Source organism: Stenotrophomonas sp. AB1(2024) (genome assembly GCF_037482345.1).
GTDB lineage: Bacteria > Pseudomonadota > Gammaproteobacteria > Xanthomonadales > Xanthomonadaceae > Stenotrophomonas.
Genome location: NZ_JBBHKO020000001.1, coordinates 3,599,982 through 3,619,516 on the forward strand (window position 1 = coordinate 3,599,982; position 19,535 = coordinate 3,619,516).

A 19,535-nucleotide genomic window follows, 5' to 3' on the forward strand; every position below is an offset into this window, starting at 1 on the left:
CCTGAACGTATTTAGCCGGAGACCCCTCGAATGTCCGACATGGCAATGCTCCGCATCGGCATCCTGGCCGCCGGCCTGCTGCTGATTGCTGCGATCTTCCTGTTTGGCCGGCCGCGGAAAAAGCTGCAGGGCCGCCGCGTGGAAGGTGCCGAAGGCGCTGCAGGTCAGCGCCGTGAACCCCTGCTGGGCGAACAGGAGGCCGGCGCCGAGGGTGCCGGGCTCGCCGACGAAAACGGCGTGACCCAGGCCGAACTGGGCCTGCCCGAAGTCGATGCCAGCCCGGCCAGCGACCTGGGCAAGCGCGCCACGCAGGATTTCGACAAGATCGTTTCGCTGTTCGTGGCCGCCCGTGCCGGCGAGCAGCTGCGTGGCGAAGACATTGTGGTGGCGGCCGAAAAGACCGGCCTGGTGTTCGGCCACATGAACGTGTTCCACCGGCTGGTGGAAGGCCACCCCGAGCGCGGCCCGATCTTCTCCATGGCCAGCATCATGAAGCCGGGCAGTTTCGACATGGCCACCATCCGTGAGATGGAGACCCCGGCGATCGCCTTCTTCCTGACCCTGCCGGCGCCCATGACCGCATTGGATGCCTGGGAAAAGATGCTGCCCACCGTGGAGCGCATGGGCGAGCTGCTCGATGGCGTGGTCCTCGACGACAGCCGCGCCAGCCTGGGCCGCCAGCGCATCGCGCATATCCGCGACGAACTGCGCGCCTACGACCGCCAGCACCAGGCGCCGCCCCTGACCAAAGCCCCGCGCTGGTAGCCGTCGCGGCGCAATGGTGGGGGCCGACCCTGCCGGCCCGGTTCGGCATTACCCGTTCGTTTCCACCACTGCCGCGAAGGCTTCGCGGAACGCGCCCATCTCCGCTTCGGTGCCCACGCTGACGCGCACCACCTGAGGCCAGATCGGCCAGCTGCGGCCGATGACCACGCCGTGTTCGGCCATCGCTGCGGTGAACGCCGCGCCATCGCGCTGCACATCCACCATGAAACAGTTCGCTTCCGACGGCAGGCAACGGAAGCCGCGCTTCTCCAGCCACTGCACCGTCGCTTCGCGCACGCGGGTGTTCTGCTCCCGCCGCTGTTCGACCAGCCCCGGCTCGCGCAGACTGGCCAAGCCCGCCGCCAGTGCGGTGACCGGCAGCGGGTTGTCGCCCAGGCTGGCCAGTTCGCGCAACCGGTCCGGGTGTGCGGCGGCCACGCCCAGGCGCAGCCCGGCCATGCCGTAGAGCTTTGAGAACGTGCGCAGCACGATCACGTCATCGCGTTGCACCACCTGCGCGATCAGCGAGCGCTGCGCGCTGAACTGCAGGTAGGCCTCATCCACCAGCAGCCGGGTCTGCGCCGGCTTGTTGGCCAGCAACCAGGCGATGTCGGTGGCCGGGGTAATCGAACCGGTGGGGTTGTTGGGATTGCACAGGTACAGCAGCCCGGCGTTGACCCGCTTGGCCGCATCGACCATCGCGCGCACATCGTGCGCGCCGTCGGCGCGCAACGGCACCTTCACCACCGTGGCGCCGCGTGCAGCGGCCAGGTCGCCCAGGCTTTCGAACGTGGGGTCGGCCACCACCAGCCCGGCCGTGGCCGAGGTCCAGATCACGGCGGCACGGTTCAACGGTTCGCTGGAGCCGGGGAACAGCCGCACGCGGTCCGGGGCCACGCCTTCCTGCTGCGCGAACGCATCGCGCAGCTCGCCGGCCAGCGCGAACAGGTAGCGTCCGCTGTCGGCCACGATCGCGCGGGCGGCCGCCTGTGCGGCCGGGGACGGTCCATAGGGACTTTCATTGAAGTTGAGCAGCACCGGGCCCGATGCCCCGGCACGGGCGGGCAGGGCGGCGCGGGCCGCCGCCGGAGCCAGGCCGATGCCGGACAGGGCAAGGCCGGTACCGGCCAACTGCAGGAAGGAACGGCGGGACGAGACGGTCGATGACATCGCGGGAACACCGAAGGCGGGACAATCCCGGCACGCTAGCGCCAGCGGTCGGGGTCGGCAAGCCATTTTGCAGTCAGTGCGTTGCGATCCGACGCGACGAGTACGAATCGCAATGCGTCCAGCACGACGCGGGTGGTCGTTCACAGCCGCAGCGCCTAAAATCCACAGCCCTTCCAGGATGTCCGTCGCATGAGTCCCAGCCCCGCCCAACGTGCCGAGATCCTGCGCCGCCAGATCGACGAGGCCGGCAAGGCTTACTACGATCGCGATGAGCAGCTGATTCCCGACGCCGACTACGACGGTCTGGTGCGCGAACTGGAAGCGTTGGAACAGGCCCACCCGGAACTGGTACAGGCCGATTCGCCGACCCAGCGGGTGGGCGGCAAGGCCGCCTCGCGTTTTGCCGAGGTGCGCCACGCGGTGCCGATGCTGTCGCTGGGCAATGCCTTCAGTGATGAGGAAGTGCAGGATTTCGTACGCCGCATCGCCGAGCGCCTGCGCCGTGATGCAGTGCGCTTCTCGGCCGAACCCAAGCTCGACGGCCTGGCGATCAGCCTGCGCTACGAAGACGGCCGGTTCGTGCAGGGCGCCACCCGTGGCGACGGCACCACCGGCGAGGACGTGAGCGCCAACCTGCGCCAGATCAAGGCGATTCCGCATACGCTGCAGGGCAGTGGGTGGCCGCAGGTGCTGGAGGTGCGTGGCGAGGTGTACATGGCACGTGCCGATTTCGAGGCCTACAACGCCGAAGCGCGCCTGCATGAGGGCAAGGTGCTGGCCAATCCACGCAATGCCGCCGCCGGTTCGTTGCGCCAGCTCGATCCGAAGATGAGCGCGCGGCGCAGGCTGAGTTTCTACGCCTACGGCATTGGCGAAGTACAGGGCGGTGAACTGCCGCCGACGCATTCGGCCACGCTGGCCCAGCTGAAAGCGTGGGGCTTCCCGGTCAGCGAGCTGTGCCAGGTGGTGGAGGGCAGCGACGGCCTGCTGGCCTACTATCGTGACATTGGCGACCGCCGCGACGGCCTGGCCTTCGATATCGATGGCGTGGTCTACAAGCTCGACGACCGTGCCGGGCAGGAACAGATGGGCTTTGTGTCGCGCGCCCCGCGCTGGGCCATCGCGCACAAGTTCCCGGCGCAGGAGCAGACCACCACGGTGGAGGCCATCGAGATCCAGATCGGCCGTACCGGCGCGGCCACTCCGGTGGCGCGCCTGCATCCGGTCGCGGTGGCCGGGGTGATCGTCTCCAACGCCACCCTGCACAACGCCGACCAGATCGAACGGCTGGACGTGCGCGTGGGCGACACGGTCATCGTGCGTCGCGCCGGCGATGTGATTCCGGAAGTGGTCAGCGTCATTGCCGACCGCCGGCCGGCGGGCACCACGCCGTGGCGCATGCCTACCCGGTGCCCCGTCTGCGGCTCGGAGATCGTGCGCGAGGAAGGCGCGGCCGCGTGGCGCTGTTCGGGTGAGCTCAGCTGCCCGGCGCAGCGCAAGGAAGCCATCGCCCACTTCGCCTCGCGCCGCGCGATGGATATCGACGGACTGGGGGGCAAGTACATCGAAACACTGGTTGATGCCGGCATCGTCCGTGGCGTGGCCGACCTGTACCGGATCACCCGTGACCAGCTGCTGCAACTGAAGCTGGTGCTGGATGCCGAATCGCCGCAGGCGCTGGCCAACCAGATCGGCCTGCACCTGCCGCCGGACGGCAGTGGCCAGTACCTGCGCGAGGTGTTGGCGCTGGACGCAACCGACGACAGTTGGCGCGCCCGTGCCCTCGCACTGGAAGCGGCCTTCAGCTGGAACACGAAGAAGATCGCGACCAAATGGGCCGACAACCTGATCGCCGCGATCGATGCCAGCCGCGCCACCACGCTGGAGCGGTTGCTGTTCGCGCTGGGCATCGAACACGTCGGCGAAAGCACCGCCAAGGCGTTGGCCACCTGGTTCGGCGACCTGGAACTGATCCGCCACCTGCCGTGGCCGCTGTTCAAGCGCGTGCCGGACATCGGCGGCGAAGTGGCGCGTTCGCTCGGCCACTTCTTCGAACAGCCCGGCAACCAGGACGCGATCGACGCCCTGTTGCAGGTGGGGCAGGTACGCATCAGCGACACCCATGCACCCAGTGCCAAGCTCCGCGACGGTCTGGACTTTGCCCAGCTGCTGGTGGAAGCCGAAATTCCCGGCATCACCCGCCTGCGTGCGGAGAAGCTGGCGGCCATGCTGCCCGATGCCGCCACCGTGCTGGATGCCGAACCGGTGCAGCTGGTCGCGGCCGGCCTGCCCGACGAAGTAGCGATCGGCGTGGCCGACTGGCTGGACCGCGATGGCCACGGGCCGATGCTGCTCAAGGCCGATGCGTACCGGCGCACGCTGCTGGAACGTGCGCCCGAACTGGCCGACCAGAGTGCCGGGCCGCTCGAAGGCCAGACCGTGGTCTTGACTGGCACGCTCGCGCAGATGACACGCGATGAAGCCAAGGAGCGGCTGGAGGCGCTCGGCGCCAAAGTTGCAGGCAGCGTCTCGAAAAAGACTTCGTTCGTGGTAGCAGGCACCGAGGCAGGCTCCAAGCTCACCAAGGCCACCGAACTGGGCATCGACGTCTGGGACGAAGACCGCCTGGTTGCCTACCTCACCGCCCATTGACAGGACCCGGTAGCGCCGGCCGTTGGCCGGCCCAGGCACACCTGAAGCACAACGGATCACATCACCCATGCAGACTCCGCCCCTCGATTTCCGCCTCGCCACCACCGCCGACACCGAACTGGTGATCGGCCTGATGCGCGGGTTCTACGCCGAAGACCAGCTGGACTTCGACGAAGCGCGCGTGCGCCGCGCCCTGGCAGCCTTGCTGGAGGACCCGCGCAACGGCGAGGTGTTGCTGTGGCTGTCCGAATCGGGTGAGGTGGTTGGCCACGCCGCGCTGGCCATGGGCTTCAGCCTGGAGCAGGGCGGTCACTTCGTGCTGCTCGACGAGCTGTACCTGAGCCATGCCGCGCGCGGCCGCGGGTGGGGCAGGCAGGCGCTGGCCATCCTGGAGCAGCGCGCCAACGCGCGCGGGGTGGCGCGCATGCGCCTGGAAGTGAACCACCACAACGAATCGGCGCGCCGGCTGTACCTGGCCACCGGTTATGTCGAGGACACCCGCAGCCTGCTCACCCTGCAGCTGGCCGGTCGCCTGCGGGACGCGCGCGCGTGATCGCTGCGCTGCGCCAGCGCGCCGCGTTGAACGCACTGATCCGCGCGTTTTTCGCTGAGCGCGACGTACTGGAGGTGGAAACGCCGATCCTGTCTGAAGCCGGCAATACCGAACCCAACATCGACAGTTTCCACACCCGTTTCAGCGGCCATGTCGATGCGGGCAGTGCGCAACGCTGGCTGCGCACGTCGCCGGAGTTTCCGCTCAAGCGCCTGCTCGCTGCCGGCGTGGGCGATTGCTACGAGCTGGGCAGGGTATTCCGCAACGGCGAAGCCGGCGGGCGCCACAACCCCGAGTTCACCATGCTCGAGTGGTACCGGGTGGGCTGGGACCACCATCGCCTGATTGAAGAAACCGTGGCGCTGGTTCGCGCAGCGCTGGCGCAGGTCGGGCGCGAAGCGACATTGCAGGTGCTGGACTACCGCAGCCTGTATCAGCTGCATGCGGGGCTGGACCCGTTCGACGCCAGTCTTGAGGCGTTGCAGGCGCCGCTGGCCGACGTGCGCATCGATGCCGATGGACTGACCCGCGACGACTGGCTGGATCTGCTGATGACCCACTGCATCCAGCCCACCTTCGGTGACGACCAGATGACGGTCGTGCATGACTGGCCAGCCAGCCAGGCCGCGCTGGCGCGGGTGCGACCTGGCAGGCCGCCGCTGGCCGAACGCTTCGAGCTGTACCTGGGCGCGGTTGAGCTGGCCAACGGCTATCACGAGCTGAACGATGCCGACGAACAACGCGCACGCTTCGTGCGCGACCACGCCGTGCGGCAGGCGCGTGGCGCCGTGCTGCCGCCGCTGGATGAACGCCTGCTCGACGCCTTGCCCGCGCTGCCCGATTGCGCGGGTGTCGCAGTCGGCGTGGATCGCCTGTTGATGGCGATGAACCGTACCGGCCGGATCGCCGATGTGCTGGCCTTCGATTTCGCGCGTGCCTGAACGCAGTGAAGTCGCCATGGAACTGCCTTGCGCGGGTCGCGTGATGATGCTCTGATCACACCCGATGTCGGATGGTGGCGACGTAAACGTTCAGTGGCGGCGGGTATGGAGTTGATGAATCGGGTGGAAGCTGCTGCACCAACCCTGTCCGTGCCGACGTGGCGCCTGCCGATACGCAGCGCGCCGGGCTGGACGCTGCCGGCCTTGGGGTTGGCGCTGTTCGCTTCCTGCCTCCCTGTGTCCGCGTTGGCCGAGACCGGCTATGCCGGCGAGGTCGTGCGCTGCCAGTCGCGCGATATGGAATGGGTGCACTGCGACATGCCAGTGGCCAATGGCGTCGATCTGGTCCGCCAGCTGTCCGACAACAGCTGCGTACGCGGTTCGGAGTGGGGGACTGATCGTACCGGCGTGTGGGTGACACTGGGGTGCCGGGCCGAATTCCGCAGCCGCGGCGCTCCGGGGGCCGACAAGGGCGGCGAACGCAAGGTGCGCCGCGTGCTGCGCTGTGAATCCAACGGGCGTCCGCAAAGCTGCCCGGTGATCCTGCAGGGGGCGCCGGTGCGCCTGCTGCGCCAGTTGTCGGCCATGCCGTGCCGGGAAGGCCACAGCTGGGGCGTGAAGCGCAACGAAGTGTGGGTGACCCGCGGCTGCCAGGGGGATTTCGAAGTGGGCGCGGCCGACGGCAGCGGCTTCCTTGACGTCCCGCGCACCCTGGTCTGCGAATCCAAGTCGCGACAGCGCCGCTTCTGCGGGACCGGGATCAGCAAGTACGCAAGGCTGGTCAAGCAGCTTTCCGGCAGCCCCTGCGAGGAAGGTCGCAGCTGGGGCTGGGATGCCCGCGGGGTGTGGGTGGACAATGGCTGCCGCGCCCAATTCCAGGTGAATTGAACAGCGGTCGGCTGGCTGCAAAGCGGAAGACACGACCCGGCGGCAGGTTCCGCGCGCATGGCGATGCGTTCATCGCGTGGGCGCCCGCATGTCATGGGGCGCCCGTTACAATGCGGAGATGAACGCCTCCCCCGACATCGATTACGCCCGCTACGACCACATCCGCCCGATCCTGTGGACCGGCGATTCCCTGCAACTGCTCGACCAGCGCAAGCTGCCGTTCGTGGTGGAGCATGTGGAATGCCGTGACAGCGATGCCGTGGCCGAGGCCATCCATGCGCTGACCGTGCGCGGTGCGCCGGCCATCGGCATCGCGGCGGCCTGGGGCGTGGTGCTGGCCGCGCAGCAGGTGCAGGCCGGCGATGGCGCGCAGGCGCTGGCCAAGCTGGAGCCGGCGCTGCAGCGCCTGAACGCCTCGCGCCCGACTGCGGTCAACCTGGCCTGGGCGCTGGCGCGCATGCGCCGCGTGCTGGCCCCGGCCGGTGCCGACTGGGCGCAGGTGCTGGCCCGTGAAGCCCAGGCCATCGCCGAGGAAGATCTGGCCGCCAACCGCCACATGGGCGCATTGGGCGCGGGCCTGATCGACGCCGGCAGCGGCGTGCTGACCCATTGCAACACCGGTTCGCTGGCCACCGCCGGCTTCGGTACCGCGCTGGGCGTGATCCGTGCGGGCATGGCCCAGCACCGCATCGGCCGGGTGTTCGCGGGCGAGACCCGGCCGTGGCTGCAGGGCGCGCGCCTGACCGTGTGGGAGCTGCAGCAGGATGGTATCGACGCGACCCTGATCGCCGACTCGGCCGCCTCGCACCTGATGAAGACCGGCGCGGTGCAGTGGGTGATCGTCGGCGCCGACCGCATCTGCGCCAACGGCGACACCGCCAACAAGATCGGCACCTACCAGCTGGCCATCGCCGCCCGCCACCACGGGGTGAAGTTCATGGTGGTGGCGCCGTCGTCCACGGTGGACATGGACACCGCCGACGGCGACCAGATCGAGATCGAGCAGCGCGACCCCGGCGAGCTGTACGGCGTGGGTGGCACCCGCACCGTGGCCGAAGGCATCGCCGCCTGGAACCCGGTGTTCGACGTCACCCCCGGCGAGCTGATCGACGCCATCGTGACCGAGAAGGGCGTGATCCTGAAGCCGACCGTGGCCAACATGCAGGCCGCATTTGGTTGAATGGAGGACCGCGGTAGCGCCGGCCGTTGGCCGGCCCTCCGGATGCCAGGTGTATGCGTGGTGTTCGGAATCGTCCCGAACCATCTCGTAAGTATCTGATTCTTGCCGGTAAAATCACCGCAAAAACGGGCGGACAAGCCCCCGTTGTGGTAGACTCCGTCAGTTAATCGAGATTCCGACGCCGCCGCCCCGCAAGGGCCGGCGCGGCGGACTGGACCGCTACCAGACAACGGAACCCGAATGGCAGAAAACGCCAAGGAAATCATCCAGGTCAACCTGGAAGACGAGATGCGCAAGAGCTACCTCGATTACGCCATGAGCGTGATCGTGGGGCGCGCCCTCCCGGATGCGCGCGATGGCCTCAAGCCGGTGCATCGCCGCGTGCTGTTCGCAATGAGTGAGCTGAACGCGCACAGCAACAAGCCGTACTTCAAGTCGGCACGTATCGTCGGTGACGTCATCGGCAAGTACCACCCGCATGGCGACCAGTCGGTGTACGACGCGCTGGTGCGGCTGGCACAGCCGTTCTCGCTGCGCTACATGCTGGTCGATGGCCAGGGTAACTTCGGTTCGGTCGACGGCGACTCCGCCGCGGCCATGCGTTACACCGAAGCACGCATGTCGCGGCTCACCCATGAGCTGATGGCCGACATCGACAAGGAAACCGTCGATTTCCAGCCCAACTACGACGAAAAGGAACTGGAGCCGACGGTCATGCCGACCCGGTTCCCGAACCTGCTGGTCAATGGTTCGGCCGGTATCGCGGTGGGCATGGCAACCAACATCCCGCCGCACAACCTGACCGAATCGATCAACGCATGCATCGCGCTGATCGAGAATCCCGACATCGACGTCGACGGCCTGATGGAGTACATCCCGGGCCCGGATTTCCCGACCTCGGGCATCATCAACGGTACCGCCGGCATCGTTGCCGGCTACCGTACCGGGCGGGGCCGGGTGCGCATCCGCGCCAAGGCCGATATCGAAGTAGCCGACAATGGCCGCGAATCGATCATCGTCACCGAGATCCCGTACCAGGTGAACAAGGCCCGGTTGATCGAGAAGATCGCCGAGCTGGTCAAGGAAAAGAAGCTCGAAGGCATCAGCGAGCTGCGCGATGAGTCCGACAAGGACGGCATGCGCATCTACATCGAAATCAAACGTGGCGAGTCGGCGGAAGTTGTGTTGAACAACCTCTACCAGCAGACACAGATGGAATCGGTGTTCGGCATCAACATGGTGGCGCTGGTCGATGGCCGCCCGCAGTTGATGAACCTCAAGCAGATGCTCGAGGCCTTCGTGCGCCACCGCCGCGAAGTGGTCACCCGCCGCACCGTGTTCGAGCTGCGCAAGGCGCGCGCCCGTGCCCACGTGCTGGAAGGCCTGACCGTCGCGCTGGCCAACATCGACGAGATGATCGAACTGATCAAGACCTCGCCCAATCCCAACGAAGCCCGCGAGCGCATGCTCGCGCGCCTGTGGGAACCGGGCCTGGTCGGTTCGATGCTGGGTGCGGCCGGCGCGGAAACCTCGCGTCCGGAAGACCTGCCCAAGGGCGTGGGCCTGATCGAGGGCGGCTACCAGCTGACCGAGATCCAGGCCACCCAGATCCTGGAAATGCGCCTGCACCGCCTGACCGGGCTGGAGCAGGACCGCCTGACCGAAGAGTACAAGCAGCTGCTGGAAACCATCGCCGGGTTGATCCACATCCTGGAAGATCCGGACCGCCTGCTGCAGGTCATCCGCGAAGAGCTGATCAACGTGCGCACCGAGTTCGGCGACGAGCGCCGCACCGAGATCCGCCACAGCGAAGAAGACCTGGACATCCTGGACCTGATCGCACCGGAAGATGTGGTGGTCACCGTGTCGCACGCCGGCTACGTCAAGCGCCAGCCGGTCAGCGCCTACCGCGCCCAGCGTCGCGGTGGCCGTGGCCGCAGCGCGGCGTCGACCAAGGAAGAGGATTTCATCGAACAGCTGTGGCTGGTCAACACCCACGACACGCTGTTGACCTTCACCAGTTCGGGCAAGGTGTTCTGGCTGCCGGTACACCAGCTGCCTGAAGCCGGGTCCAACGCGCGCGGGCGCCCGATCATCAACTGGATTCCGCTCGAATCCGGTGAGCGGGTGCAGGCCGTGCTGCCGGTACGCGAGTACGCAGAAGGCCAGTTCGTGTTCTTCGCCACCCGCAACGGCACCGTCAAGAAGACCCCGCTCAGCGAGTTCGCGTTCCGCCTGGCGCGCGGCAAGATCGCGATCAATCTCGACGAGGGCGACGCGCTGGTCGGCGTGGGCTTGACCGACGGCGACCGCGACATCCTGCTGTTCGCCTCCAACGGCAAGACCGTGCGCTTCGGCGAAGACCGGGTCCGCTCGATGGGCCGTACCGCCACCGGCGTGCGCGGCATCAAGATGGCCAAGGGCGAGGAAGTGGTGAGCCTGATCGTGGCCGAGCGTGCCGGCGGCAGCGAGGACGAGAACGAGGATGAGGTGCAGGTGGAGGAGACCACGGTCGAGAGCGGCGATGCCGTGATCGAAGGTGGCGACGACGACAGCATGCTGTACATCCTCACCGCGACCGAGAACGGCTACGGCAAGCGCACCCCGCTGCCGGATTACCCGCGCAAGGGTCGTGGCACCCAGGGCGTGATCGGCATCCAGACCACCGAGCGCAACGGCAAGCTGGTCAGCGCGGTGCTGATGGGTTCGCGCGACGAGGTCCTGCTGATCTCCGATGGCGGCACCCTGGTGCGTACCCGTGGCTCGGAAATCTCGCGCGTGGGCCGCAACACCCAGGGCGTGACCCTGATCCGCCTGTCCAAGGACGAGAAGCTGCAGGCGGTGGAACGGATGGACGCGTCCATCGACGATGTCGAAGACGAGATCGATGCGGTGGCAACACCGGTCGATGCGGTCCCGGCCGCGGCGGATGGCGACGACACCCCTCAGGGGTGATCCAACCGCACCGTAAAACGAACAACGCCGGCCAAGTGCCGGCGTTGTTCGTTCAGGGACCGCGTGATGCGCTCCACGGTAGCGCCGGCCGTTGGCCCGTCCTCGCCGTGCCGGCCGGGGATGCAAAAAACGCGCAGCATTCACGCCACTACTGGCATAAGCGGAGTAACCGGCCGGCGGGGGGCCGGCACATGGTTCTGCCATCCCGGGGAGAGCACTGATGTCCGCTGCACCGTTGTCTGATCCGACCGTGGGGGCGCCCGCGCGCCATCCGCTCATCATTGTGCTCGCCATCATCCTGCTGCTGTTCGGCCTGGTGCTGGGCGGCCTGGGCGCATGGCTGGTGCAGCTGGGCGGCTCCTGGTACTACGCACTGGCCGGCCTCGGACTGCTGGTGTCCAGTGTGCTGCTGTTGTGCAACCGTCGCAGTGGCGCGTGGGCTTACCTGCTGGTGTTCGTGGGCACGTTCCTGTGGACCTGGTGGGAATCGGGCAGCGATTACTGGCGCTGGGTACCGCGGCTGGGCATGGTCACCGCACTGGGTTTCGTGCTCGCGCTGCTGCTGCCAACCCTGCGCACGCCGGTGCCACGGCGCGTTTCGCGCACGCTGGCGGGGCTGCTGGGCCTGTTGTTCGCCGTGGCGTTCACGCTGGCGTTCGTGCCGCACGGTGCGGTGGCCGGTGCGCAGGCGTTCCCGCTCGATGTGGCCGGCACCGGGCTGGCCCCGACCCGCGAGGCCAGCCCGCAACCGGCCGACCAGCCCGCACCGGGCGACTGGACCGCATGGGGTCGAAGCAATGCCGGTACCCGGTATTCGCCGCTGCAGCAGATCACCCCGGCCAACGTCGGCGAGCTCGAACTGGCCTGGAAATTCCGTACCGGCGACCTGCCCAAAAAGCGCTGGGGCGCCGAAACCACCCCGCTCAAGGTGGGCGACAGCCTGTACCTGTGCACCGCCCGCAACCAGCTGATCGCGCTGGATGCGGCCACCGGCAGGGAACGTTGGCGCTTCAATCCGAAAGTGAAGGACGCCTCGATTCCCTACACGGCTGCCTGCCGCGGAGTGGCGTACTACGAAGTGCCCGGCGTGCCGCAGGTGGACCCGGTATTGGCCGACGTCGCCGCCGACCTGGCCCTGCCCGAATCATCGCCGAGCATGGGTACGCGACCGTTGGCGCCAGGCAACCGCGCGTTGTGCGCGGCCCGCATCATCGAAGGCACGCTGGATGGCCGCCTGATCGCCGTCGATGCGGCCACCGGCCGGCCGTGCCCGGGTTTTGGCAACAACGGCCAGGTCGATATCACGCTGGGCATGGGCGAGGTGCCACCGGGGTATGTTTCCATCACCTCGCCTCCGGCGATCGTGCGCGGGGTGATCGTCACCGGCCACCAGGTGCTGGACGGGCAGCGCCGCGATGCCCCATCCGGGGTGATCCAGGCTTACGACGCACAGACCGGCAAACTGCGCTGGGCGTGGGACATGGACGCACCCGACCGCAGCGGGCTGCCGCCGCAGGGCCAGACCTACACGCGCGGTACCCCGAACATGTGGACCACCGCCACCGGCGATGAGCAGCTGGGCCTGGTGTACCTGCCGATGGGCAACTCGGCCGGCGACTACTGGAGCGGTTCGCGCACTGAAAACCAGAACCGCTATGCGACCTCGCTGGTGGCGCTGGACGTGGCCACCGGCAAACCGGTCTGGAACTTCCAGGCGGTACGCAAGGATGTCTGGGATTACGACCTCGGCTCACAGGCCACGCTGATCGATTACCCGACCGCCGCCGGCAAGGTGCCGGCGATCCTGCTGCCGACCAAGCAGGGCGACCTGTACGTACTGGACCGGCGCACGGGCGAACTGCTGACGCCTTCGGAAGAGCGTGCGGTGCCCGGTGGCGGCGTGGAGCCCGAACAACGTGCCCCGACCCAGCGCTTCTCGCTGTACCACACGCTGCGCAAGCCCGACCTGACCGAACGCGACATGTGGGGCATTACGCCCATCGACCAGCTGGTATGCCGCATCCAGTTCCGCAAGGCCAGCTACGAAGGGTTCTACACACCGCCCACGGCCGACCGGCATTCGATTGAGTACCCCGGTTACAACGGTGGCTCGGACTGGGGCAGCGTGGCGGTGGATCCGCGCCATGGCGTGATCGTGGCCAACTACAACGACATGCCCAACTACAACCGCCTGGTGCCGCGTGCCGAGGCAGACCGCAAGGGCTGGGTGCCGCGCGAGCAGGTGCGTGCCGACCTGGGCGGTGCTGAAGGAGCAGGGGACCCGCAGGCCGGCACCCCGTACGCCATCGACGTCAACGCCGGCTGGCGCCTGCCGTTCACCCGACTGCTGTGCAAACAGCCGCCTTATGGCGGCATCCGTGCCATCGACCTGCGCAGCGGCCAGTTGCTCTGGGACCGTCCGTTCGGCAGTGCGAGGGGCAACGGCCCGTTCGGCATCCGCTCCGGGCTGCCGATCGAAATCGGCACCCCCAACAACGGCGGTTCGGTGGTTACCGCCAGTGGCTTGATCTTCATCGCCGCCGCCACCGACGACCTGCTGCGCGCGATCGACCTGAAGACCGGCAAGGAGCTGTGGCACACCAAGCTACCGGCCGGCGGCCAGGCCAACCCGATGGTTTACGAGTACGACGGCCGGCAGTACGTGGTGATCATGGCCGGCGGCCACCATTTCATGGAAACCCCGGCAGGGGATTACGTGATGGCGTATGTGTTGCCGAAGGGGAAGGCGAAACCCTGAGTATGGAATGGGGTGATGACTGCTTCCGCCATACATGCGAGCTGGCGAATCTTTAGCTATGGCCAGCCCTGCACTGCAACGTGGACGATTCTCCTGCCCGAACGGTTGTTACCTGATCACAACCGTCACCTCGCGGCGAGCACGCCTGTTCGAAGCGCCTGAGAGTGCCCTGGAAATGATTCGATGGCTGCGGTCTTCCGACGATGATGGCCGTACGTGGTCACATGCGTGGGTTGTGATGCCAGACCATGTGCATTGGATGTTCCAGATTCGGGAGACGTCGCTGGAGACCATCGTGCGAACCACAAAGTCGTGTGCTGCGAAAGCGATCAATGTCTTGAATGGAACGAGGGGTGCAGTCTGGCAGCCGGGATACTATGACCAATACCAACGAGATGAACGGCAGTGGCTCTCGCAGGCAAAGTACATTCTGGAAAATCCAGTGCGGGCAGGTCTATCAAAGTCGGTCGGCGAGTATCCCCATACATGGTGCCGATGGCCGTAGCGCCGGGCTCTGCCCGGCCGTGTCCGAAGCCATCGGCAGCTCGGCGCAAAGGCAGCCGGGCAGAGCCCGGCTCTACGGCCGAAGCGGCACCGCATCACCACACGTAGCGCCGGGCTCTGCCCGGCCGTGTCCGAAGCCATCGGCAGCCCAGCGCAAAGGCAACCGGGCAGAGCCCGGCTCTACGGCCGAAGCGTCATCGCATCACCACAGGTAGCGCCGGGCTCTGCCCGGCCGTGTCCGAAGCCATCGGCAGCCCGGCGCAAAGGCAGCCGGGCAGAGCCCGGCTCTACGGCCGAAGCGTCACCGCATCACCACACGTAGCGCCGGGCTCTGCCCGGCCGTGTCCGAAGCCATCGGCAGCCCGGCGCAAAGGCCGCCGGGCAGAGCTCGGCCACATGGCTAAAATGCCATCACCCAGATGGGATCACACCACCCGCACCATCTTCCGCATCAGGTGTTCCACCACGCCTTCGGGATCTGCGGTCCGGCCCACATGCGTGCTCGACATCTGCACGATGGAACTGCGCTTGGCGGTCAGGAAATGAAACCGCGCACGCGCCGGCAGCTGCGCGATGGGGCCCGCGGTTGCATCGCCCCGGCAGATCGCCACGATCGCATCCAGCCACGGCTGCAGCGCCTCCAGGTCCAGCGAGGGGGCAAAGGCCTGCATCCGCGCCGGGTCGATCTCGATCGCCGCCTGCAGGTGCCGCGCTCCCGGGCAGGACACGATCACCCCGACGTTGATGAACTCTTCGCGTTCCACCCGCGGTACCACGCGGATGACCGCATAGTCATACGTGTGCAGTGTGGGCACCGATGGCCTCCTGTACGAACGCGGCGCGCGCCTGCAGGCGGCGCTTGAGATAATCGACATAGGCCTGGCGGTACGCCACCGGGCCATCGAAGGCCGGCTCGTTGACCAGCCAGCTGTCGGGCACCAGTGCGACGATCCGCTCGATCTCCGCATCCGGCAGCCGCGCCGCCAGCTCACCATCCACCTCGGCAATCTTCGAGGCGAACGGCAACAGCACCTGGTCGCGGATCAGCACGAACGGTTTTTCGCAGGCGTCGCCGGCGTTGGCCCAGTCATGGTGGAAATACATCGCCGCACCGTGGTCGATCAGGTACAGCCTGCGGTGCCACACCATCAGGTTGGGGTTGCGCGCGGTGCGGTCGACGTTGCTGGTGAAGGCGTCGAACCAGACGATGCGCGAGGCCAGGTCAGCATCGACCGGCATCGCCGCCGGGTCGTAGTTGATCGCGCCGGGCAGGTAATCGCTGCCCAGGTTCAGGCCTTCGCTGGCGCGGATCAGGTCCTGGATTTCCGGGTCGGGTTCGGTGCGGGCGAACTCGCGGTCCAGTTCGACGAACACCAGCTCCGGAATCGGCAGGCCCAGCGTGCGCGCCATCTCGCCGGCGATCAGCTCGGCGATCAGCGCCTTCGGGCCTTGGCCGGCACCCCGGAACTTGAGCACGACCATGCCATCGTCGTCGGTCTCGACCACGGCGGGCAGGGAGCCGCCTTCGCGGAGCGGAGTGATGTAACGGAGCGCGTGGACGGTACGCAAGGGGCACCCATGGGCGGAGCAAACGGTGCCATCTTACCGTGGTGCGGCCGGCAGGTAATCCCGCACGACTAGTGCTTTCGGCCCATTTCGTGCGCTGTTCCGGGTGCTAGATTCCGTAGCGTGGCGGCGACGTCGCACCTGCATGGCCACCGTCGGAACTGCTCAATGGGTTCGATACCCAAGGGAAGGGAACATGTTCAATCCTCTGCACCGTATGCTGCTTGCCACCGCCCTGCTGCCTGCCACCGCCCTGGCGGCGCCGCCGCCGGGCCCGGATATCCGCACCGAAGACGCCACCCGCTTCTACGCGATGTACGATGCGGCAGGGGGCAAGCCGAGCGTGACGCAACTGCAGCAGTACCTGGACGACGGCACGCCGGGCCTGGCGGAGTTCGTGACCCTGCGCCGGGTGACCGCACAGCGCATCGCCGAGAGGATCGCGGCCGATCCGGCCATGTACGACAAGGCGCGCCAGTGCCTCGACGAGTTACCGGCTGTGCGCAAGCGGTTGGTGCAGGTGTTTGCCAACCTGCAGCGGCTGTACCCGGATGCGCGCTTTCCGCCGGTGACCATCGCCGTGGGGCGGGGCCGGCCGGTTGGCCTGACCTCGCCCAGTGGTGTGCTCATCGGGCTGGAGGCATTGTGTGCGGCCGATTTCATGAATCCCAACGCGCAGGACCGGTTCGTCCACGTCATCGCACACGAGTACATCCACATCCAGCAGACGGCCAGGGTCGATTTCGAGCCCAACGACCCGGACAACAACGTGCTGCGGATGTCGCTGGTGGAAGGCATCGCCGAGCTCGTCACCGAGCTGGTGTCCGGCGAGGTTGGCAATGGCCGCCATGCACAGTGGACGCGCGGCAAGGAAGCGCGGATCGAGAGCGCATTCGCGCTGGACCTGGACAGCACCAATCTGACGCCGTGGTTGTACAACTACCAGCCCGGCAGCGACGAACCCTACGACCTCGGCTATTGGGTCGGCTACCGGATCGCCAAGGCCTACTACCTGAAGGCAGACGACAAGCGCGCCGCGTTGCGCCGCCTGCTGCTGCAGGACGACCCCAAGGCGATCCTGGAAGAGAGCGGCTGGGCGCCGGGCATGTGGATGCCCGCCAAGGCCCCGGCACCGGTTGATGTTCCGTTGTTCCTGCATGGGAGTTCGTAGTGCACCGTTCGATGCTGGTTGCCGTTTCGCTTGTCCTGACCGCCGCGCCCTGCGCCCTGCAGGCCGCCGACCTTGCCGCCGAGGTCAATCCCTTCATCGGCACCACCAACGCCGGCAACGTGTATCCCGGCCCGTCGGTGCCGTTCGGCATGGTGGCCTTCAGCCCCGAGATGACCCCGCTGCCGGGCAAGCGCTTCGCGATGGCGGCACCGGGCGGTTACGAGTGGCGCGGCAATGGCGTGCGCGGCTTCAGCCTGACCCACGTTTCAGGCACCGGCTGCACCGGGGCCAGCGGCGATGTCCCGATCATGCCGGTCACCACCAAGGTAGAGGTGTCGCCGTCGTCGGCCGAAGCCGGGTTGCGCTATGCCAGCGTGCTCGACCACAAGCGCGAATCGGCCAGCCCCGGTGCGTACCAGCTCACGCTCGACAACGGCGTGGTGGTGGACCTGGGCGCTACCGCGCGCACGGCGGTGGGGCAGTTCCAGTTCCCGGCCGACAAGCCGGCCAACCTGCTGTTCCGCACTTCCGACAGCGAAGTGGGCAGCACCGATTCGACCATCGTCATCGATCCGGCCACGCGCACCGTGCGTGGCACGGTCACCGCCGGCAATTTCTGCGGTTACCTCGCCGAGGATCGCCGCGAGAGCTACTACACCCTGCATTTCGTGGCCGAATTCGACCAGCCCTTCGAGGTCGGCGGCACCTGGCGCGACGAGACCGTGCAGGCCGGTGCGCGCGAAGGTGGTGGCGGCACCACCTACGGCACCCAAGGTCACCCGCCGGTAGGCAAGGGGGCAGGCGGCTGGATCCAGTTCGACCCCAAGCGCAGCCCGAAGGTGACCGCGCGCATCGGTATTTCCTACGTGGACGAGGCCGGTGCACGCGCCAACCTGCGCCGTGAAAGCCCGGTGGGCACCACCGTGGAAGCGACCCAGGCCGCGACCCGCGCCGAGTGGAACAAGACCCTGGGCCAGGTGCGCGTGGCCGGTGGCACCCCCGACGAACGCACCGTGTTCTACACCGCGCTGTACCACACGCTGCTGGCGCCCAACCTGTTCAGTGACGGTGATGGCCGCTACCGCGGCATGGACGGCAAGGTGCATGCGCTGTCGAAAGGCCAGCGTGCGCAGTACGCCAACTACTCGGGCTGGGACGTGTACCGCTCGCAGCTGCAGCTGGTCACGCTGCTGCAGCCGCAGGTCGGTTCGGACATCGCGCAGTCCCTGCTCAACCAGGCCGACCAGAACGGCGGCGTGTGGGACCGCTGGACGCACCTGACCGGTGCCACCGGTGTGATGAACGGCGATCCGTCGCCGCCGTCGGTCGCTGCGATCTACGCGTTCGGTGGCCGCAACTTCGATCTGAAACGCGCCTACGCGTCGCTCAAGCAGGCGGCCACGGTGCCGACCGAACGCGACCTCAGCCGGCGCGGCTGCCCGGTACTGTGCGTCGGCCAGCGGCCGGGCCTGGACCAGTGGATGGCGCTGAAATACATGCCGGTAGGTGCGCCGGGCTGGGGCACCGCCTCGGACACGCTGGAAATGGCGGCCGCTGATTTCGGCCTTGCCGAACTTGCCAACGCCGCAGGCGACAAACAGGGCGCGGCGCTGTTCCGCCAGCGCTCCGGCTGGTGGCGCAACCTGTACAACCCCAAGGCCACGGCGCAGGCCGGTTACATCCAGCCGCGCAACGCCGATGGCAGCTGGCCGGCGTTCGACCCGGCCTCGGATGAGGAGTTCGTCGAAGGCAGCGGCGCGCAGTATCTGTGGATGGTGCCGTTCGACCCGGCCGGGCTGATCGCCACGCTTGGCGGCCGCGACGCGACCATCCAGCGGCTGGATGCGTTCTTCCGCAAGGAAGATGGCGCATGGGCGGTAACCAAGTCCGGCCCGTTGCATGCCGAGCTGGACAATGAACCCTCGGTGGCGGCACCGTGGCTGTACAACTTCGTCGGCCAGCCGTGGAAGACCCAGGAAACCGTGCGCCAGGCCATGCGCCAGATCTGGACCAATGCACCCGAAGGCATGCCCGGCAACGACGACCTGGGCCAGATGTCGTCGTGGTACGTGTGGTCGGCGCTCGGCCTGTACCCGCTCTACCCGGGCCGTGCCGATCTGGTGATCGGCAGCCCGCTGTTCCGTGAAGCGGTGATCCAGCGCCCCGGCGCCACCCTGACCATCAAGGCCAAGGGCGCGGCGATGGACGCACCGTATGTGCAGTCGCTGCGCGTGGATGGCAAACCCAGCGAGGCCAGCTGGCTGCCGGCCAGCGTCGTGGCGCAGGGCGGCACGCTGGAATTCGAGCTGGGCACCACGAAGAACACGCAGTGGGGCACCGCCACCCTGCCACCGTCGTATGGGCCGAACTGACATGCTGCATCACATGGCATCCGTGATCGACCCTGACGGTCACCGGATCGGGGCCGTCGC

General features: G+C 67.4%; 14 protein-coding genes. 11 read left to right on the forward strand and 3 right to left on the reverse strand.

What is annotated here, in order from left to right; genetic code table 11:
• The first annotated feature begins 30 nt into the window (after positions 1-30).
• Positions 31-765: a cell division protein ZipA gene (gene zipA, locus WIX41_RS16145; RefSeq protein WP_339449206.1), complete on the forward strand. Its 735-nt coding sequence runs from the start codon at positions 31-33 to the stop codon at positions 763-765.
• A gap of 48 nt (positions 766-813) precedes the next feature.
• On the opposite strand, the gene WIX41_RS16150 is transcribed toward zipA, so the two are convergent.
• Complete coding sequence (locus tag WIX41_RS16150; protein ID WP_339449208.1) at positions 814-1,935, reverse strand: pyridoxal phosphate-dependent aminotransferase; 1,122 nt, start codon at positions 1,933-1,935, stop codon at positions 814-816.
• 189 nt (positions 1,936-2,124) lie between these two features.
• Between WIX41_RS16150 and ligA the strand changes: the two genes are divergently transcribed.
• From ligA to WIX41_RS16190, 8 genes are all read left to right on the forward strand, one after another.
• Positions 2,125-4,587: an NAD-dependent DNA ligase LigA gene (gene ligA, locus WIX41_RS16155; protein WP_339449209.1), complete on the forward strand. Its 2,463-nt coding sequence runs from the start codon at positions 2,125-2,127 to the stop codon at positions 4,585-4,587.
• Between the two features lie 67 nt (positions 4,588-4,654).
• Positions 4,655-5,140 (forward strand): GNAT family N-acetyltransferase, encoded by a 486-nt coding sequence (locus tag WIX41_RS16160; protein WP_339449211.1) that lies wholly within the window; start codon positions 4,655-4,657, stop codon positions 5,138-5,140.
• Complete coding sequence (gene epmA / locus WIX41_RS16165) at positions 5,137-6,081, forward strand: EF-P lysine aminoacylase EpmA (RefSeq protein ID WP_339449213.1); 945 nt, start codon at positions 5,137-5,139, stop codon at positions 6,079-6,081. The genes WIX41_RS16160 and epmA overlap by 4 nt, the downstream gene beginning before the upstream one ends.
• Before the next feature lie 114 nt (positions 6,082-6,195).
• Complete coding sequence (locus tag WIX41_RS16170; protein ID WP_339449214.1) at positions 6,196-6,969, forward strand: DUF3011 domain-containing protein; 774 nt, start codon at positions 6,196-6,198, stop codon at positions 6,967-6,969.
• 118 nt (positions 6,970-7,087) lie between these two features.
• On the forward strand, positions 7,088-8,149 hold the full coding sequence (gene mtnA, locus WIX41_RS16175) for an S-methyl-5-thioribose-1-phosphate isomerase (protein WP_339449216.1): 1,062 nt from the start codon (positions 7,088-7,090) through the stop codon (positions 8,147-8,149).
• Between the two features lie 240 nt (positions 8,150-8,389).
• The gene (gene gyrA, locus WIX41_RS16180; RefSeq protein WP_339449218.1) at positions 8,390-11,104 is read left to right on the forward strand and encodes a DNA gyrase subunit A; all 2,715 of its coding nucleotides are present in this window, start codon (positions 8,390-8,392) and stop codon (positions 11,102-11,104) included.
• A gap of 220 nt (positions 11,105-11,324) precedes the next feature.
• Positions 11,325-13,862 carry a membrane-bound PQQ-dependent dehydrogenase, glucose/quinate/shikimate family gene (locus WIX41_RS16185; RefSeq protein ID WP_339449220.1) on the forward strand — a complete coding sequence of 846 codons (2,538 nt, stop codon included), beginning with the start codon at positions 11,325-11,327 and terminating at the stop codon, positions 13,860-13,862.
• 58 nt (positions 13,863-13,920) lie between these two features.
• On the forward strand, positions 13,921-14,367 hold the full coding sequence (locus tag WIX41_RS16190; protein WP_409187520.1) for an REP-associated tyrosine transposase: 447 nt from the start codon (positions 13,921-13,923) through the stop codon (positions 14,365-14,367).
• A 424-nt stretch (positions 14,368-14,791) separates the two neighbouring features.
• Here the strand turns inward: WIX41_RS16190 and WIX41_RS16195 are convergent, their stop codons facing one another.
• Both WIX41_RS16195 and WIX41_RS16200 read right to left on the reverse strand, forming a co-directional pair.
• Positions 14,792-15,181, reverse strand: a complete 390-nt coding sequence (locus WIX41_RS16195) for a DUF3037 domain-containing protein (RefSeq protein WP_339449222.1) — start codon at positions 15,179-15,181, stop codon at positions 14,792-14,794.
• Positions 15,159-15,935 (reverse strand): HipA family kinase, encoded by a 777-nt coding sequence (locus tag WIX41_RS16200; RefSeq protein ID WP_339449224.1) that lies wholly within the window; start codon positions 15,933-15,935, stop codon positions 15,159-15,161. Before WIX41_RS16200 ends, WIX41_RS16195 begins: the two co-directional genes overlap by 23 nt.
• Positions 15,936-16,128: 193 nt before the next feature.
• Between WIX41_RS16200 and WIX41_RS16205 the strand changes: the two genes are divergently transcribed.
• Positions 16,129-17,103 carry a DUF2268 domain-containing putative Zn-dependent protease gene (locus tag WIX41_RS16205; protein ID WP_339449226.1) on the forward strand — a complete coding sequence of 325 codons (975 nt, stop codon included), beginning with the start codon at positions 16,129-16,131 and terminating at the stop codon, positions 17,101-17,103.
• Entirely contained in the window at positions 17,103-19,475 is a 2,373-nt protein-coding gene (locus WIX41_RS16210; RefSeq protein ID WP_339449227.1) for a GH92 family glycosyl hydrolase, read from the forward strand. Before WIX41_RS16205 ends, WIX41_RS16210 begins: the two co-directional genes overlap by 1 nt.
• Positions 19,476-19,535: the final 60 nt, after the last annotated feature.

Coding starts and splice junctions, on each gene's coding strand:
- WIX41_RS16160 (WP_339449211.1), top strand. CDS start 4,655: ATGCAGACTCCGCCCCTCGATTTCCGCCTCGCCACCACCGCCGACACC.
- ligA (WP_339449209.1), top strand. CDS start 2,125: ATGAGTCCCAGCCCCGCCCAACGTGCCGAGATCCTGCGCCGCCAGATC.
- WIX41_RS16185 (WP_339449220.1), top strand. CDS start 11,325: ATGTCCGCTGCACCGTTGTCTGATCCGACCGTGGGGGCGCCCGCGCGC.
- mtnA (WP_339449216.1), top strand. CDS start 7,088: ATGAACGCCTCCCCCGACATCGATTACGCCCGCTACGACCACATCCGC.
- zipA (WP_339449206.1), top strand. CDS start 31: ATGTCCGACATGGCAATGCTCCGCATCGGCATCCTGGCCGCCGGCCTG.
- WIX41_RS16150 (WP_339449208.1), bottom strand. CDS start 1,935: ATGTCATCGACCGTCTCGTCCCGCCGTTCCTTCCTGCAGTTGGCCGGT.
- WIX41_RS16190 (WP_409187520.1), top strand. CDS start 13,921: ATGGCCAGCCCTGCACTGCAACGTGGACGATTCTCCTGCCCGAACGGT.
- gyrA (WP_339449218.1), top strand. CDS start 8,390: ATGGCAGAAAACGCCAAGGAAATCATCCAGGTCAACCTGGAAGACGAG.
- WIX41_RS16205 (WP_339449226.1), top strand. CDS start 16,129: ATGTTCAATCCTCTGCACCGTATGCTGCTTGCCACCGCCCTGCTGCCT.
- WIX41_RS16170 (WP_339449214.1), top strand. CDS start 6,196: ATGAATCGGGTGGAAGCTGCTGCACCAACCCTGTCCGTGCCGACGTGG.